This window comes from Lysobacter sp. BMK333-48F3, assembly GCF_019733395.1.
GTDB lineage: Bacteria > Pseudomonadota > Gammaproteobacteria > Xanthomonadales > Xanthomonadaceae > Lysobacter.
The window spans coordinates 1,059,522-1,075,759 of sequence record NZ_JAIHOO010000001.1 but is presented as its reverse complement, the minus strand read 5'-3'; the positions used below and the strand labels follow the sequence as shown (position 1 = coordinate 1,075,759).

Sequence of the window (16,238 nt, the reverse complement as noted above, 5' to 3'; positions counted from 1 at the left end):
TTGCCGGGGTATATCGCCGCAATCCGGGCATGAATATGAATCCGCTGAATCGGGCAGCGTTTTCTGCCCGGCGCGTCGGGGCAGCGGTCAGCAAGCGGTCGCCTTCGCCGTGTAAAATAGCCGCCTTTTTTAGCCTGCGGTAAAGATGGAAGCTTCACGACGGGCGACGGTCCGTGGCCCGACGTTCATTCGCCTGCTCGCCCGCCTGACCCACGCCGATATACCGCAGCCGAGCCAGCCGCTGTCGGACCGCTTGAGCCAGTGGGTCGATTGGACGCATTCGCTGACCTTGTCGACCGCGCTCGACGCCGCCCCCTTGGCCGCCGCGCCGGGCGAACGCGTGTGCGCCGACAGCGAAGCGGCCGAGTGCGCCAAGGTGCGCAGCGCGCTGAGCCAGGCGATCGCCGGCGACCGCGCCTTCGCCACCGCCGAAGCGGGCGCGCCGGCTGCGCTGCGCGTCGAGGAAACCGCCGATTACCCGTTCTTCCGCCAACGCTACCTGGCCCTGCAGCAGACCATGGAAGCCGGCGCCGGCCGCCTGCGCGAACGCCTGCGCGACCGGCTCAGCCTGGGCACGCCGGGCATGGCGCAGCTGGCCGCGGTGGACCAGGTGATGGAACGCGCGCTGGCACGGCGCGAACGCGCCTTGCTGGGCTCGGCGCCGGCCTTGCTGGGCGAACACTTCGAACGCTTGCGCCTGGCGGCGCAGGACGAGGCGGCCGCGGCGCCGCGCGCTCAGGCGTGGCTGGACAGGTTCCGCCGCGACATGCGCAGCCTGCTGCTGGCCGAGCTGGATGTACGACTTCAACCGGCCGAGGGTTTGCTCTCGGCCCTGCGCAACAATTCATAAGAACGATATGTCCAAGCACCCGCTGCACGCCTTCGTCTTTCTCGCCGGCCTGGCCGCCATCGTCTGGGTCGCCGCCGGTTATGTCGGCAGCCATCCGCTGGCGCTATCAGTCGCGGTCCTGATCGGCGCCTGTTACTGCGCCGGCGCCTTCGAGCTGCACCGCTATCGGCAGGCGACCGGCTCACTGCGCAGCGCGCTCGACGGCTTGTCCGCGCCGCCGCCGGCGCTGGGCGAATGGCTGCAGGCGTTGGACCCTTCGCTGCGCCAGGCGGTGCGCCTGCGCGTGGAAGGCGAGCGCGTGGCCTTGCCGGCGCCGGGGCTGACCCCGTACCTGGTCGGCTTGCTGGTGCTGCTGGGCATGCTCGGCACCCTGCTCGGCATGATGACCACCTTGCGCGGCACCGGTCTGGCGCTGGAAAGCGCCGCCGACCTGCAGGCGGTGCGCGACTCGATCGCCGCGCCGGTGGCCGGCCTGGGCTTCGCCTTCGGCACCTCGATCGCCGGCGTCGCCGCCTCGGCCATACTCGGCTTGTTGTCGGCGCTGTGCCGGCGCGAACGCAACCAGGCGGTGCAGGGCCTGGACGCGGCCATCGCGACGGATCTGCGCGGCTATTCGCAGGCGCAGCGCCGCGAAGAGTCGTTCAAGTTGCTGCAGCGCCAGGCCGAGGCCATGCCGACGCTGATCGAACGGATGCAGGCGATGATGACCGCGTTGGAGCAGCACAGCCAGGTCGCGCACGAACGCCAGACGGCGGCGCAACAAGCCTTCCACGAGCGCACCGAAGCGGCCTACGCGCGCCTGGCCTCGTCGGTGCAGGACTCGCTGCGCGACAGCATCGGCGACAGCGTGCGCGCCAGCGGCGCGGCGTTGCAGCCGATGGTCGACGCCACCATGGGCGCGATCGCCGAGCAGACCCGCGCGCTGCACGCCTCGGTCGAGTCGGCGGTGCAACGCCAGGCCGACGGATTGGCGGCGGGCTTCGCCGCCACCGCGAGCACGGTGAGCGGGATCTGGAACGGCGCCCTGGCCGACCAGGGCCGCGCCCATGAAGCGCTGGTGCGCGACCTGCGCCAGAGCCTGGACGGCGTCGCCGAAACCTTCGGTCGCGGCGCGACCGATCTGCTCGACAACCTTTCTTCGCGCATGCAGGCCGATGCGCAGCGCACGGAGCAGGCCTGGAGCGACGCCCTGGCGCGCCAGTCCGCTGCGCACGAGGAACTGGCGGCGAGCAATCGCGAAGCGCTGAGCGCGGCGACCGCCGGTTTCCAGGTCCAGGCCGCTGCGCTGGTGCGCGGCGCCGACGATTCGCATGCGCAGCTGCAGGCCAGCCTGGCGGCGCGCGACGAGCAGCGCCTGGCGCTCTGGTCGGAGCGCTTCGAAGCCCTGTCCGGCGCGCTGGACCAGCGCTGGCAGCAGGCCGGCGAGCAGGTCGCCGAGCGTCAGCAGCGGATCTGCGACGCCCTGGCCCGCACCGCCGAAGACATCGCCGCGCAGGCGCAAACCCATGCCGAGGGCACCCTCGCCGAGGTGGCGCGTCTGGTCGATGCCGCTGCGCAAGCGCCCAAGGCCGCAGCCGAACTGTTGCACGCCGCCCAGACCTCGCATGCCGAGCTGCAGGCGACGCTGGAGTCGCGCGACGAGCAGCGCCTGGCCGCGTGGACCGGCGCGTTCGAAGGCATGGCGGCGAATCTGGGCCAGCGCTGGGAGCAGGCCGGCGAGCAGGCGAGCGAGCGCCAGCAGGCGATCTGCGACACCCTGGCGCGCACCGCGGACGAGATCGCCGCCCAGGCTCAGGGCCATGCGCGCGACACGATCGCCGAGATCTCGCGCCTGGTCGATGCCGCCGCCGAAGCGCCCAAGGCCGCGGCCGAGGTGGTCGCCGAGCTGCGCCAGAAGCTGTCCGACAGCATGGTCCGCGATACCGCGATGCTGGAAGAGCGCAACCGCCTGCTGGCGACCCTGGAAACCCTGCTCGACGCGGTCGACCACGCCTCGACCGAACAGCGCGCGGCGGTCGACGCCCTGTTGGCCGCTTCGTCCCAGGCGCTGGAACAGGTCGGCAGCCGCTTCAGCGAACGGGTCGAGGCCGAAACCGGCAAGCTCGGCGGCCTGGCCGCGCAGGTCTCGGTCGGCGCGGCCGAAGTCGCCAGCCTGGGCGAGGCCTTCGGCGCGGCGGTTCAGGCGTTCGGCGAATCCAGCGAGCAGCTGTCCGAACGCCTGCTGGGGGTCGAGAACGCGCTCGAGAAGTCGCTGTCGCGCAGCGACGAGCAACTGGGCTACTACGTGGCGCAGGCGCGCGAGGTGATCGACCTGAGCGTGCTGTCGCAGAAGCAGATCATCGAGAACCTGCAGCAGCTGGCCGAACGCCGCGCCGGGGCCGAAGCGGCATGAGCGTGGAGTTCGACGAGGCCGAAGCCGGCACTTCGGCGCCGGTCTGGGCCGCCTATGCCGACCTGATGTCGGTGCTGCTGGGCGTGTTCGTGCTGATCCTGGTCGGCGTGATCGGCGCGCAGCTGCAGCTGTCCGACCGCCTCGACCAGGAGGTCAAGCGCCGGCAGCAGGAGGCGCAGCGCCGCCAGACCCTGGAGCAGGCCCTGGCCGGGCCCTTGGCCGCGGGCCGGGTGACCCTGGTCGATGGCCGCATCGGCATCAGCGGCAGCGTGCTGTTCGCGTTGAATTCCGACCAACTGCAGCCGGAAGGGCGCGAACTGCTCAAGAGCCTGGCCGGTCCGCTGGCCGGATATCTGCGCTCGCGCGACGAGATCCTGATGGTCAGCGGCTTCACCGACGACCGCCAGGTCAGCCAGGACAACCGGCAGTTCGCCGACAACTGGGAACTGTCGGCGCAGCGCGCGCTGACCGTGACCCGCGCGTTGATCGCCGAGGGCGTGCCCTCGGGGTCGCTGTTCGCGGCCGCGTTCGGCGCCGAACAGCCGGTCGGCTCGAACGCCGACGAGGCCGGCCGCAGCCGGAACCGGCGGGTGGAAATCGCGCCGGTGCCGCAGCCGTCCAAGACCGGCACGGCCGCGCGTGGACGATAAAGCCGCGCAGATCGTCGCCCGGCTCGAGGCCTGGCGCGCGCAAGGCGCCGACCGCGCCGAGCCCTTGCGTTTCCATCGCATCGAGGCCTTGGCCCGGCGCGCGCGCAGCCGCGACGGCGAGGCGCGGCGGTTGTTGGAGGCGCGCCTGGAGGCCTTGGCCGAGGACTTCGCCGTCGTGGTGCAGGCGCGCGCCGAGGCGGCGATGGCCGAACCGCCGTCGGCCGCCGATTCGCTCGCCGCGCTCGCCCGGGACGCGGCCGGCGAGGCCGCGGCGCGCGAACGCTCGCTCGGCATCGACGCGGCTGCTTCGTCGACGCCGTTTCCCGAACTCGGCGCGCTGGCGGAGTTCCGCACGCTGTGGGCCGGCCTGCGCGCAGACAGCCAGTTGCGGCAATCGCTGGAGCAGGCGCCGCAGAACGCCGGGCCGCTCAATTCCGGCCGGCTGGTGCACCGTTCGTTGCTGCTGATGCGCGAGGCCTCGCCGGAGTATCTGCAGCAGTTCCTGTCCTACGTCGATACCCTGGCCTGGATCGAGCACCTGCAGGCGGACGGGGTGATCGAGCCCGAGGATGCGCCGCGCCCGACGGGCAACGGCAAACGCGGCCGCGACAAGCCGCGCAAGCGGCGCGAATGAGCGCGACGCGGCGATCGCGCCGCCGGCGCGCCGTCAGTAGCCCAGGCGCACCGATTTGATTTCGGTGAAGGCCGACAGGCCGACATGGCCGTTCTCGCGGCCGTAACCGGACTGTTTCACGCCGCCGAACGGCAGCACCGCCTCGCCGCCGCCGCCGTTGACCACGACCTGGCCGGATTCGAGCCGGCGGATCAGGCCGTGCACCGTGCCCACATCGCGCGCCCACAGTTTGGCCGACAGCCCGTAGGCCGAATCGTTGGCCAGCGCTGCGACCTGGTCGAGCGAGGCGTCGTCGGCGAACGACGCGACCGCCAAGGCGGGGGCGAAGATCTCTTCGCGCATCGCGCGCATGTCGGCGGTAAGGTCGGTCAACAAGGTCGGCTCGAAGTAATAGCCCGGCCCGGGCAGCGCATGCCCGCCGCGCAACAGGCGCGCGCCGGCGGCGCGGCTGTGGCCGACGATGTCCAGGGCGCGTTCGCGCTGGGCCTGCGAGATCATCGGCCCCATATCGCTGTCGGCGAGGTGGCCGGGACCGACCCGCAGCCGGTCCATCGCCGCCTGCATGCGCTCGATCAAGGCCTCGCGCACGCAGGCCTGCACGTACACGCGCGAGCCGGCGGCGCAGTACTGGCCGCTCTTGAACGCGATCTCGGCGACGATGGCGGCCGCGGCCCGGTCCAGGTCGGCGTCGGCGAACACCAGCACCGGCGATTTGCCGCCCAGTTCCAGCACCACCCGCTTGAGGTTGCTGTGCGCGGCGGCGGCCAGGATCGAACGTCCGACCGCGGTCGAACCGGTGAAGCTGACCAGGTCGACATCGGGATGCTCGGCCAGCGCCCGGCCCGCCGCAGCGCCGGTGCCGGTGACGATGTTGACCACGCCGGCGGGGATGCCGACCTGCAGGCACAACTCGCCGATGCGCAGCGCGCTCAACGGCGCCAGTTCGGCCGGCTTGATCACCGCGGTGCAACCGGCCGCCAGCGCGGCGGCGAGTTTCTGCAGCACCATCAGGAACGGCGCATTCCACGGCGTGATCAGGCCGGCGACGCCGATCGGTTCGCGCAGGAAGTAGTCCATCGCCCCGGCATCGGCCGACTGCGCCGGCGTCTCGCCGGCGATCTTGGTCGCCCAGCCGGCGTAGTCGCGCAAGGAGCGCAGGCCCAGGGCGAGGTCGCCGGCGAGGATCGAGCGCAGGGTATGGCCGGCGTCGAGCGACTCCAGCCGCGCCAACTCGATCCGCTCGCGTTCGATCGCGTCGGCCAGGGCGAACAACAGCGCCGCGCGCCGCGTCGCCGGCAGCCGCGGCCAGGGACCGTGGCGGAACGCGCGCCGGGCCGCGGCGACGGCCAGGTCGATGTCGCGCGCGTCGCCGGCGGCGATGTGCGCCAGCGGCAGGCCGTCGCCCGGCGCGTCGACCTGGAGGGCGGCGGCGGATGCGGCGGCTTGCCAGCGTCCGTCGATCAGCAGCGCCGGCGGCCGTTGCGCGAGCGAGGCCCGCAGCGCGTCCAGTGCGTGAGCGTCGTAGGCTTCGGTGTCGGCGGAGACTGGAGTCATGCAAGGCGCCTGCAGGATGGGGGCGCGGACGGGCCGCTGCCGGGTTGACTTTATCAACTTTCGGCCAATTGGTTGATAAAGTCAACCTGGTGCATGTCCCGGGCCCGGGTCAGGGCTCGGCTTCGGTCATGCGCTGCAGCAGCGCTTGCAGGCTGCGGCGCTCGCCGGCGTCCAGGCCGCGCAGCAGCGACTGGGCGACCTTGCCGCGCAGCGACTCGGCATGGCGATGGGTGGCCGCGCCGGCGTCGGTGATCTGCAGGCGCAGGCGCTTCTCGCCGGGCTCGTCGGCCAGGCGGCGGATCTCGCCGCGGTCCAGCAAGGCCTTGATGACGCGGGCGATCTGCGCCTTGTCGCGGCCGCTCTCGCGGACGATGTCGTTCTGGGTGCAGCCGGGATGGCGGGCGACGAAACGCAGGGTGCGCGCCTCCATCGCGACCAGGCCGAGTTCGGCCTCGCGCAGCGCGCGCTGCATGCCGGCGGTGGCCTGGTGCGCCACCGTGTTGACCAGGTTGAGGATGTCGATGTCGCGGCTGGCTGCCATCGGGATCTCGCGGAGAAGTGGGCGCGCCACGGCGTCGCGCCGGACGGCGGCCACTGTACCGCACGGGTTCGGCCCGGCCGCGCGCCGTCGTCGTGGCTTTGCCGGGCGTGGCGGCTGCCCTGTTCGGTAACGCGAATAGTTCTCATTTGATAAGCTTGCGGAGATCAGCCGCTGCCCGCGCAGTCAGCCAGCCCTCTCCGACAGGCCGACTCCGTGTTCGCGAACCGAAGCCTGCGCTCGCTGGCGCACTCCCCGCTGTACCTCTCCCTCGCTATCTCGCTGGCCTGGCCGACTTCGGCGCTGGCGCAGGACGCGCTCGCCGGGCCGGTCGACGATGCGACGACCTTGGACGCGGTGCAGGTCAACGCCTATCGCACCACCACCCACGCCCAGGGCGCGACCAAGACCGATACGCCGATCGCCGAAACCGCGCAGTCGATCGCGGTGATCGCCCGCGACGAACTCGATGCGCGCGGGGTGCAGAACCTCAACGAGGCGATGCGCTACGTCGCCGGGGTGTCGCTGGAGAGCGGCGGCATCGACAACCGGGTCGACGACTTCCGCATCCGCGGCTACGACGCCGGCAGTTGGAGCAATAACGTCACCCTGGACGGGATGCGCGCGCCGCAGGGCAGCCAGTGGAACCGGACCATGTTCGACAGCTGGAACCTGGACCGGGTCGAGGTGCTGAAGGGACCGTCGGCGGTGATGTACGGCCAGGTCGCGCCCGGCGGCATGGTCAACCAGGTCAGCAAGACGCCGACGCCGGGGCAGGAACAGATCCTGCAGCTGGGCCTGGACGCGCACGGCCAATACAGCGCTGCGTTCGATCTGGGCGCCGGCAGCGCCGACGACGCGCACCTGGTGCGGCTGGTCGGCCTGTACCGCGACGGCGAGACCCAGATCGACCGCACCGAGCAGAAGCATTGGTTCCTGGCGCCCAGCTACACCTGGCAGATCGCCGAGAGCACCCGCCTGACCCTGCTCGGCCTGTACCAGCGCGACGACGGCGGTTCGACCTATCAGTTCCTGCCGATGGACGGCACCCTGCGCGCGACCCGCTACGGGCGGATGAAGAACACCGCCTTCATCGGCGAACCGGACTGGAATACCTACGACCGCCGCATCTGGACCGCGGGCTGGCTGTTCGAGCACGACTTCAACCCGCGCTGGACGCTGAGCCAGAGCGCGCGCCGCACCCACGCCGATTCCTTGTTCCGCACCGTGGTCACCAACGGCGCCTTGAACCCCGACGGCCGCACTCAGAACCGGCGCGCGACCTGGGGCGAGGGCGTGTCCGACGGCGACACGATCGATACCCGCCTGCAAGGCCGCTTCGACACCGGCGCGCTCGTCCACACCCTGATCGTCGGCGTCGATTGGCAGAAGGCCGACTGGCACGGCGGCCGCGGCGCGATGAGCAACCCGCGTCCGATCGACATCTTCAAGCCGGTCTATACCGGCTACGTGCCGGTCACCCGTTCGGTGTCGCTGTCGCGCGGCGTCAACGAGCAGACCGGCGCCTACCTGCAGGACCAGATCGCGTTCGGACGCTGGCGCGTGCTGCTCGGCGGCCGCTACGACTGGGCCGACGACGACACCGCGACCGCGACCCGCACGGTCGCCACCGGCGCGGTCACGCCGTGGCAGCGCACCCGGCTCAGGAACGAGGCCTTTACCGGCCGCGCCGGCCTGCTGTACGCCGGCGAGGGCGGCTGGTCGCCGTACCTGAGCTATGCCGAGTCGTTCCAGCCGCCGACCACCGACATCAACCAGAGCTACGCCCGTACGCCGTTCGAGCCGATCACCGGCAAGCAGTGGGAGGGCGGACTCAAGTACCAGCCCTCGGCCTTCGACGGCCTGATCACGCTGTCGGCCTACGACCTGCGCCAGCAGAACATCCTAACCGACGATCCCGACCCCAGCCATGCCAACTGCGGCGCCACCGGCGCCGGCCGCTGCCAGGTGCAAAGCGGCGAGGGCCGGGTGCGCGGCGTCGAGCTGGAAGGGCGGTTGACGCCGCTGCAAGGCTTCAGCGTGATCGGTGCGGCGGCGCGGATGGATTCGGAAGTCAGCCGCGGCGCGCCGGACGTGCAGGGCAAGCGCCTGGGCATGGTGCCGGACTGGACCGCCTCGCTGTGGGCCGACTACACCGTGCAGGGCGGCGCGCTGGCCGGGCTGGGCATCGCCGCCGGCGTGCGCCACAACGGCGAGAGCTACGGCGACAGCGCCAATCTGTACCGGATTCCGGCCTACACCGTATTCGATGCGGCGATCCGCTATCGCATCGACGGCGCCGACGGCAGGTCGACCCAGCTCGCGCTCAACCTCGGCAACCTCGCCGACAAGACCTACGTATCGACCTGCGGCGGCGTGTCCTCGTGTTTCTACGGCACCGGCCGCACGCTGACGGCGACGCTGCGGTTGGGCTGGTGAAGCGCGCGGCCGCGCACGAGGAAGGCTCATGAACGTCTGGCTGCTCGTTTCCGCCCTGCTGTGCGGCCTCGCCGCCGGTTGGCTGTTCTATCTCGCCACGCCGCAGCAGCAATGGCGCGCCGCCGGCGCCTGGCCTGCGCGCCGCCGCGCCTTGCCCGGCAGCGCCTGCGCGCTGCTGTCGCTGGTCCTGCTGTGGCCGGCGATGGGCCATGCCGCGGCGGTGGCGCTGTGGCTGACGGTGCTGATGCTGGTCATGACCGCGGCGCCGTTCCTCGGCGCCTGGCGCGCGCGCCGGCGCGGAGCGCGCGCATGAGCGAGAAAGCGCTGCGGCTGCAGAGCCGGCATTGGTTCGGCAAGAGTTCGGCCGGGTTGATCCTCGGCTTCGGCCTGGCGCTGGCCGTATCCGGCCTGTTCGCCTGGCTGGGGCCGGACGGCATCGACGGCGGCGGAGGCAAGGTCCAGTTCAACATGTGGCTGATCGCGCCGGTGTGGTGCGCGGTGCTGTCGTGCGTGTTCCTGTTCCGCAGCAGTGCCAGCGCCTGGCTGTGGCTGGGCGCGGCCAACGCGCTCGCGTTCGGCTTGCTTTGGATGGTGCGCGCCACCCTGATCTGAGGACGCGATGAAGATCCGCAACGACATCGTCAAGGTCTACAAGGACGTGCACATCTGGGTCGGCATCGTCGCCGGGCTGATGCTGTTCGTCGCTTTCTACGGCGGCGCGATCACCATGTTCGAAAAGCCGCTGGAGCGCTGGGCGACGCCGCCCTCGTCGCTGGCCGCGCCGGTGCCGCTGGAGCGCGCGCCGGAACTGGTGAGCGCGGTGCTGGCCGCGCATCCGGAGGCGGCCAGGCACTACATCGTGCTGGTCGAGACCGCGCCGGACACGCCGGCGCGGGTGCTGTGGCGGGTGCGCGGCGAGCGTCGCGGCGACTACACCGATTACGGCGCCAGCTTCGGTCCCGACGGGCGTCTGCAGGTCGAACGGATCCGCAAGACGCCGGTCGCGCAACTGGTCGACACCCTGCATCAGCACGTCGGCCTGCCGTTTCCGGCCGAGGTCTCGATACCGATCATGGGCGCGGTATCGCTGCTGTACGCGCTGGCCCTGGTGTCGGGCCTGATCATCCTGCTGCCGACCCTGGTCAAGGACGTCTTCGCGCTGCGGATCGGCAAGAACATCAAGCGGATGTGGCTGGACGTGCACAACGCGCTCGGCCTGGTCAGCCTGCCGTTCCATCTGGTGATGGCGCTGACCTGCGTGGTGTTCGCCTTCCACGACCAGTTCTACGATGCGCAGGATCGGGTGGTCTATCCGAACGGCATCCAATGGGGCGAGGAGGCGGCCGAACCGCCGCCGCCGGCCGGGGCCAGGCCGTTGCCGGCGGCGGAACTGCTGCGTCGGGTCAACGAACAGTTGCCCGGCTTCCGCGTCTACGGTTTCAGTTTCGAACAGGGCGACGATCGCCTGGAAGGCCACGTCACCGGCCTGGACACGCGTTACGGCACGCGTGCGCGCACTTACGCCTCGACCCATCTGGACCCTTATACCGGCCAGGTCGACATGCACGACCTGCCGGGCCACCTCGGCGGCTGGGATTCGGCGGTCAATACCTTCTTCATGCTCCACTTCGGCAGTTACGGCGGCAACTCGGTGCGCTGGATGTACCTGCTGCTGGGCCTGGCCGGGGCGATGCTGTTCTACACCGGCAACCTGCTGTGGATCGAATCGCGGCGCAGGAAGGACCGCGGCGCCGGCCCGGTGACGCAGAAACGTTCGGTACGGGTGCTCGGCGCGCTGACGATCGGCGTGTCGCTGGGCTGCGTGGCCGGCATCTCGGCCACGGTCGCCGCGGCCAAGTGGTTGCCGGCCCTGGTGCAGGACCTGGCCCTGTGGCACGAGGCGATCTACTACGCGGTGTTCGCCGCCGCCGTCGCCTGGGCCTTCGTGCGCGGTGCGGCGCGCGCTGCGGTCGAGTTGCTGTGGGTCTGCGCGGCGGCGACGCTGGCGATTCCGCTCTCGAGCCTGGCCGGCCTGTGGGGCATCGGCGGCACCTGGAACCATGCCGGCACCGGCATCGTCATCGACCTGGTCGCGCTGGCCGCGGTGCCGGCGTTCGCGCTGATCGCGCGCCATGCCCGCGCACGCGCGCGCGCCGGCCATGCCGACAGCGTGTGGTCGGCGAGGACGGCGGGCGATGCCGCGGGTGCGGTCGCGCGCGTCAGCGCCGCGAACTGATCCGGATCCGTTCGGCCGACTCGTCCACGGCGACCGGATACAACTCCTGCAAGGCCTCGGCGAAGGCGTGCGGGTCGTCGCTGCGGAACACGCCGCTGACCCGCAGTTGCGCGGCTTCGTCGCCGTCCACGACCAGGCGGCGCCGGCTGTAGCGGTTGAACTCGGCCACCGCCTCGGCCAGGTTGCGGTCGTCGAACACCAGCTTGCCCGACAGCCAGCCCGGACGCGTGCCGGGGGCCGCCGGCGCCAGTCGTTGCAGCGGCCGGCGCTTGCCGAAACGCGCTTTCTGGCCAGGATCGAGCATCGCCAACAGGGTCGGTTCCGCGTCCGCGCTCGCCGGCGCCGCGAGCAAGGCGACCCGGCCTTCGACCAGGGCGACTTCCAGCGCGTCGCCATATCTATAAACCTCGAACTCGGTGCCGACCGCGCGCACGCTGCCTTCTTCGCTGCGGACCAGGAACGGCCGCGCCTGTTTGGCGACGCGGAAGTAGGCGCGGCCGCGCAACAGGGTGATGCGGCGTTCGGCGTCGGAATAGGCGACGACCAGCCGGCTGTCGGTGTCCATGCTGATCCGCGAACCATCGTCGAGGGCGATGGTGCGGCTTTCGCCGACCTGGGTCAGGTAGCTCTGCTCCGGCGCCGGCCGGCGCAGCAGGCCGGGCACGAACAGGGCCAGCGCCAACGCGGCGGCGGCCGCGGCCGCGCCCCAGGCGTAGCCGGCGCGGCTGCGGCGTTTCGGCGCCGCGGCCGGCGGCGCCACCGCCTCGCGCAGGCGCTGGGCGATCTGCGGATGCTGGGCGTGCTCGCCGGCCGCCGACCACAGCCGCTCGATGCGCTCGTAAGCGGCGCGGTGGCGCGGGTCGGCCGCCATCCACTGCTGCCAACCCTGGCGGTCGCGTTCGGCGACGTCGTCGGCGTGCATGCGCGCGAACCAGGCCGCGGCCTGGCGCCGCGACGGGTCGCCGCCTTCGATCACGTTGAGCAACGGGGTTTTCACGCTTCTCCCAGACGGGCGTCGAAATGCAGCAACGCGCGCATCATGTTCTTCTCCACTGCGCTGACACTGATCTGCAAACGTTTGGCGATGGCGCTGTAGGTCAGGCCTTCGTAACGCTGCAGCAGGAATACCTGGCGGCAACGCGGCGGCAGTTCGTCCAACGCGGCCAGGAACGACTGCAGGCGACGGTTGCCTTCGTAGACGCACTCGCCGTGCGGATCCTCACTCGGCCAGTCGCGCGCCACCTCGTCGATCGAGACGTGATGCTGCACCTGGTGGCTCTTGTCGCGGCGGAAGTGGTCGCGCAGCAGGTTCGAGGCGATCTGCAGCAGGAACGCTTCGACGTTGCTCACTCCATCCAGCGACGGCATCCGCACCAGCCGGACCAGCGCCTCCTGGGCCAGGTCCTCGGCGTCGTCGGCGCTGGGCAGGTGGCGGGTAAAGTAGCGCACCAGCGCCGGCCGATAGCGCGCCGCCAGCAAGGGCAGGTCGGCGGCGCCGGGCGCAGCGCCAGCTTCCGGCGCGTCGCCGGCTTCGCTGTTGTTCATCGCCCCTCCCGCGGCCGGACAAGCGGGGGCTACGCTAAGCCACCGGCTGGCCGCCGGCAACCCTGCCGAAAGGCGAGTGAGGAATCCGCGCCGGGCTGCGTCTGCATCGATTGGGGAAGGAGATCGAGTGCCAGGGAGCGGCGTCGTCGTCACTCATCGGGGAGCGTTGCAATGGGGATCGTTTCACCGCAACAGGCGGAGCAGGGCAGTCGGACGCAGGCGCAGTACAGCAAACCCAGGGATTCGCACATCGCAACCCCGGCCCGCGCCGGCCGGCGTCCGCTGGCGAGCGCGCTCGCCCTGGCCTTGGGCGTGGCGCTCGCCGCCGCGTTCGCGCCGGCGGCGGCGCAGCCCGCCGCCGATCCGGCGCACCAGTACGTCCTGCCGAGCCAGCCGCTGGCGGCGGCGCTCAACCAAGTCGCGGCGGCCGCGGACGCGCAGATCCTGATCCCGCCGGACCTGGTGCGCGGGCGCAGCGCGCCGGCGCTGTCGGGACGCTACACCGTGCGCGAAGCGGTGGCGCGGCTGCTCGCCGGCAGCGGCCTGTCGTACCGGGTGACCGCGAGCGGAGTGATCGCGATCGTCGCCGCGCCCAAGGCCGCGCCGGCCAAACCGACCCAGCCGCGCGAGCCGCAGACGCGGGCCGACCCCGACCCGACCGAACTGGAAACGGTGCAGGTCACCGGCTCGCGCATCAAGCGCGCGGAAATCGAAGGCCCCTCGCCGGTGACGGTGATCAGCGCCGAGCAGCTCGAACGCGAAGGCCACGCCACCGTGTTCGAAGCCCTGGATACGCTGGTGATGGCCAACGGCCAGGTCGAGACCGAGCTGTCGGGCGGTTTCTCGGCCAACGCCCATCCGCTGAACCTGCGCGGGCTGGGGCCGGGGCGCTCGTTGCTGCTGATCGACGGCCGCCGCGCCGCCGACTATCCCTTCCCGTACGAGGGCCGCAGCAACTTCCAGAACTTCGGCAACATCCCCTCCGGTGCGGTCGACCGGATCGAGATCCTGGCCGGCGGCGCGTCGGCGATCTACGGCGCCGATGCGGTCTCCGGCGTGGTCAACGTGGTGCTCAAGCGCGGCTACCAGGGCGACGAAGTCAAATTGCGCGCCGGCACCAGCACCCAGGGCGGTCGCGATCGCATCGACCTGCAATGGACCGGCGGCAAGACCGGCGAACGCTGGGGCCTGACCTACGCGTTCCAGTACTACAACCAGGAGCTGCTGTACGGCTTCCAGCGCGACGAGTGGGACCTGCGCGCGCATCCCGGCCCCGATCCGCGCCTGGGCGTGCAGCCCGACGCCGGCCTGCGCATCCGCCGCGGCAGCACCAGTAGCAGCAGCCCGCTGATCGCGCCGCCGGCCGGCACCTGCGAACGCTGGGGCGGCGAGTTCTTCCGCCATACCTACAAGCGCATCAGCGGCAACGCCGTGCAAAGCCTCGGCGACGGCTGCGGCACCTGGCGCGACGCCACCTACCAGCACTTGAGCAAGGGCAAGAACGAGCTCGCCGGCTACGTGTTCGGCACCTGGGACTTCAGCGACGGTCTGCAGGGCTGGGCGTCGGTGCAGGCCTGGCGCTCGCGGGTCGAATCGCTGGGCGGATTCGAGAGCGTCACCGGGCCGCATACCGACGGCGTCGGCCGCCGCGGCGACTTCTACGATCCGCAATTCAATGCGGTGATCGCGCCGAACCGCCTGTTGACCCCGGTCGACCTGGGCGGGGTGGAACCGATGAACCAGCACTACCGCGAGCGCTCGCTCGACGTCGCGGTCGGCCTGCGCGGCAAGCTCGGCGAACGTTGGGACTGGGACGCCACCTTCAGCCGCGCGGACTACTGGTTCGAGCGCACCCGTCGGCGCATGGTCGGCAACCGGGTCAACGACTATTTCTTCGGCCCGCAACTCGGCACCCGGTCCAACGGCGTGCCGATCTACCGGCTCAATCTGGATCGCTGGTACCGGCCGATGACGCCGCAGGAATACGCCTCGATCTCGACCGTGGCCAAGTACGAGGCCGAGTCCTGGGTCAACACCGCCAGCTTCGTGCTGAGCGGCGATCTGTTCGAACTGCCGGCCGGCCCGGTCGGCGCGGCCGCGGTGCTGGAAGCCAGTTCGCAGGGCTACGACCTGTCCAGCGACCCGCGCGTGCAGCCCGGCGTGGTCCAGCTGTACAACCTGACCGGCACCAACGGCGGCGGCGAACGCGACCGCTACGCTGCCGGCGCGGAGCTGCGCATTCCGCTCCACCGCACGCTCAAGGCCAGCCTGGCCGGCCGCTTCGACAAGTACGACGACATCACCGCGGTCGGCGACGCCAAGACCTGGAACGCCGGCCTGGAATGGCGTCCGTTCGACAGCCTGCTGGTGCGCGGCAGCTACGCCACCAGCTTCAAGGCGCCGGACCTGCATTGGGTGTTCAGCGAAGGCAGCGGCAGTTTCGGCACCGCGGTCGATCCCTGGCGCTGCATCGCCGCGGGCGCCAACCCGGGGTGCTCGGGCTACAGCTACAACGTCTTCAGCCTCAGCGAGGGCGATCCGAACCTGGAAGAGGAAACCGGCAAGTCCTGGAACGTCGGCGCGGTCTGGGACGTCGCCGACGGCCTGGCCCTGACCGCCGACTACTGGAGCATCGAACTGGAAGGCGCGATCGAGCGCCTCAGCCCGACCAGCATCCTCGAAGGCGAGGCCGGCTGCCGCACCGGCAAGCGGCTCAACGGCCAGCCGTTCGCGTTCGCGCCGGACTCGGGCTATTGCCGCAACGTCACCGCCCTGGTGACCCGGCGCGCCGAAGGCAGCGAGCCGATCGACCGCGTAGTCCAGGTCAAGTCGGCGCCGCTCAACCAGTCCTACCGACGCGTCACCGGCATCGACGCCGGGGTCAACTGGCGGCTCAAGACCGAGCGCTACGGCGACTTCCGCTTCGACCTGAACTGGTCGCACACGCTCAAGTCCGAGCGCCAGGTGTTCGCCACCGACCCGGTCGAAAGCGATTGGCGCGACGACCCGGACAATCTCGACTTCCGCAGCCGGCTGCGCGCCGGCGCCAACTGGCACGCGGGCGACTGGTCGTCGAGCCTGTTCATGACCCGCTACGGCAGCCTGCCCAAGTTCAGCGGCGTCGGCCGCACCGGCGTGCACATCCTGTGGAACGCGAACCTGGCCAAGCGCATCACCGAACAGGCGACCTTGAAGCTGTTCGTCAACAACCTGTTCGACAACACCCACCCGCACGACGAGACCAACACCAGCTTCCCGTACTTCTACGACGTGTACAACCCGATCGGCCGCGAGGTCGCGGTCGAGTACGAGTACCGCTTCCGCTGAGCGGTTCGCAGGGGCGCATCGCGCCCCTGCTTTCTCCGGGCCGTCGGCTTGGCCCTGCGCGGACGAATGGCGA

The 16,238-nt window shown here is 71.0% G+C and carries 13 protein-coding genes; 9 read left to right on the top strand and 4 right to left on the bottom strand.

Features of this window, described 5'->3' with window-relative positions; genetic code table 11:
- Positions 1–145 precede the first annotated feature (145 nt).
- From K4L06_RS04480 to K4L06_RS04465, 4 genes are read left to right on the top strand one after another with little or no spacing between them, the layout of a single operon-like run.
- Positions 146–850, top strand: coding sequence for a DUF3348 domain-containing protein (locus K4L06_RS04480; RefSeq protein WP_221670253.1), 705 nt, complete (start codon positions 146–148; stop codon positions 848–850).
- Between the two features lie 7 nt (positions 851–857).
- Positions 858–3,242, top strand: coding sequence for a DUF802 domain-containing protein (locus K4L06_RS04475; RefSeq protein WP_221670252.1), 2,385 nt, complete (start codon positions 858–860; stop codon positions 3,240–3,242).
- Positions 3,239–3,892: an OmpA family protein gene (locus tag K4L06_RS04470; RefSeq protein ID WP_221670251.1), complete on the top strand. Its 654-nt coding sequence runs from the start codon at positions 3,239–3,241 to the stop codon at positions 3,890–3,892. Before K4L06_RS04475 ends, K4L06_RS04470 begins: the two co-directional genes overlap by 4 nt.
- Complete coding sequence (locus K4L06_RS04465; RefSeq protein ID WP_221670250.1) at positions 3,882–4,526, top strand: DUF2894 domain-containing protein; 645 nt, start codon at positions 3,882–3,884, stop codon at positions 4,524–4,526. Before K4L06_RS04470 ends, K4L06_RS04465 begins: the two co-directional genes overlap by 11 nt.
- A 33-nt stretch (positions 4,527–4,559) precedes the next feature.
- Here the strand turns inward: K4L06_RS04465 and K4L06_RS04460 are convergent, their stop codons facing one another.
- The gene (locus K4L06_RS04460; protein WP_221670249.1) at positions 4,560–6,080 is read right to left on the bottom strand and encodes an aldehyde dehydrogenase family protein; all 1,521 of its coding nucleotides are present in this window, start codon (positions 6,078–6,080) and stop codon (positions 4,560–4,562) included.
- A gap of 109 nt (positions 6,081–6,189) precedes the next feature.
- A complete protein-coding gene (locus tag K4L06_RS04455; RefSeq protein WP_221670248.1) occupies positions 6,190–6,621 on the bottom strand; it encodes a MarR family transcriptional regulator in 432 nt (143 codons plus the stop codon).
- 213 nt (positions 6,622–6,834) lie between these two features.
- On the opposite strand from K4L06_RS04455, the gene K4L06_RS04450 reads away from it, so the two are divergent.
- From K4L06_RS04450 to K4L06_RS04435, 4 genes are read left to right on the top strand one after another with little or no spacing between them, the layout of a single operon-like run.
- Complete coding sequence (locus K4L06_RS04450) at positions 6,835–9,057, top strand: TonB-dependent siderophore receptor (protein WP_343225727.1); 2,223 nt, start codon at positions 6,835–6,837, stop codon at positions 9,055–9,057.
- A 28-nt stretch (positions 9,058–9,085) separates the two neighbouring features.
- Entirely contained in the window at positions 9,086–9,370 is a 285-nt protein-coding gene (locus K4L06_RS04445; protein WP_221670247.1) for a hypothetical protein, read from the top strand.
- A complete protein-coding gene (locus K4L06_RS04440) occupies positions 9,367–9,669 on the top strand; it encodes a hypothetical protein (RefSeq protein WP_255594985.1) in 303 nt (100 codons plus the stop codon). Before K4L06_RS04445 ends, K4L06_RS04440 begins: the two co-directional genes overlap by 4 nt.
- A 7-nt stretch (positions 9,670–9,676) precedes the next feature.
- On the top strand, positions 9,677–11,293 hold the full coding sequence (locus K4L06_RS04435) for a PepSY-associated TM helix domain-containing protein (RefSeq protein WP_221670246.1): 1,617 nt from the start codon (positions 9,677–9,679) through the stop codon (positions 11,291–11,293).
- Here the strand turns inward: K4L06_RS04435 and K4L06_RS04430 are convergent.
- Positions 11,277–12,290, bottom strand: coding sequence for a FecR domain-containing protein (locus K4L06_RS04430; RefSeq protein ID WP_221670245.1), 1,014 nt, complete (start codon positions 12,288–12,290; stop codon positions 11,277–11,279). The two genes, K4L06_RS04435 and K4L06_RS04430, sit on opposite strands and share 17 nt — an antisense overlap.
- The gene (locus K4L06_RS04425; protein ID WP_221670244.1) at positions 12,287–12,838 is read right to left on the bottom strand and encodes an RNA polymerase sigma factor; all 552 of its coding nucleotides are present in this window, start codon (positions 12,836–12,838) and stop codon (positions 12,287–12,289) included. The genes K4L06_RS04430 and K4L06_RS04425 overlap by 4 nt, the downstream gene beginning before the upstream one ends.
- A 171-nt stretch (positions 12,839–13,009) precedes the next feature.
- On the opposite strand from K4L06_RS04425, the gene K4L06_RS04420 reads away from it, so the two are divergent.
- On the top strand, positions 13,010–16,165 hold the full coding sequence (locus K4L06_RS04420) for a TonB-dependent receptor (protein ID WP_221670243.1): 3,156 nt from the start codon (positions 13,010–13,012) through the stop codon (positions 16,163–16,165).
- Positions 16,166–16,238 lie beyond the last annotated feature (73 nt).

What these genes read in the sequence shown, in the direction of transcription:
- K4L06_RS04480 (WP_221670253.1), top strand. Translation starts at nt 146, where the DNA reads ATGGAAGCTTCACGACGGGCGACGGTCCGTGGCCCGACGTTCATTCGC.
- K4L06_RS04475 (WP_221670252.1), top strand. Translation starts at nt 858, where the DNA reads ATGTCCAAGCACCCGCTGCACGCCTTCGTCTTTCTCGCCGGCCTGGCC.
- K4L06_RS04470 (WP_221670251.1), top strand. Translation starts at nt 3,239, where the DNA reads ATGAGCGTGGAGTTCGACGAGGCCGAAGCCGGCACTTCGGCGCCGGTC.
- K4L06_RS04460 (WP_221670249.1), bottom strand. Translation starts at nt 6,080, where the DNA reads ATGACTCCAGTCTCCGCCGACACCGAAGCCTACGACGCTCACGCACTG.
- K4L06_RS04455 (WP_221670248.1), bottom strand. Translation starts at nt 6,621, where the DNA reads ATGGCAGCCAGCCGCGACATCGACATCCTCAACCTGGTCAACACGGTG.
- K4L06_RS04445 (WP_221670247.1), top strand. Translation starts at nt 9,086, where the DNA reads ATGAACGTCTGGCTGCTCGTTTCCGCCCTGCTGTGCGGCCTCGCCGCC.
- K4L06_RS04440 (WP_255594985.1), top strand. Translation starts at nt 9,367, where the DNA reads ATGAGCGAGAAAGCGCTGCGGCTGCAGAGCCGGCATTGGTTCGGCAAG.
- K4L06_RS04435 (WP_221670246.1), top strand. Translation starts at nt 9,677, where the DNA reads ATGAAGATCCGCAACGACATCGTCAAGGTCTACAAGGACGTGCACATC.
- K4L06_RS04425 (WP_221670244.1), bottom strand. Translation starts at nt 12,838, where the DNA reads ATGAACAACAGCGAAGCCGGCGACGCGCCGGAAGCTGGCGCTGCGCCC.
- K4L06_RS04420 (WP_221670243.1), top strand. Translation starts at nt 13,010, where the DNA reads ATGGGGATCGTTTCACCGCAACAGGCGGAGCAGGGCAGTCGGACGCAG.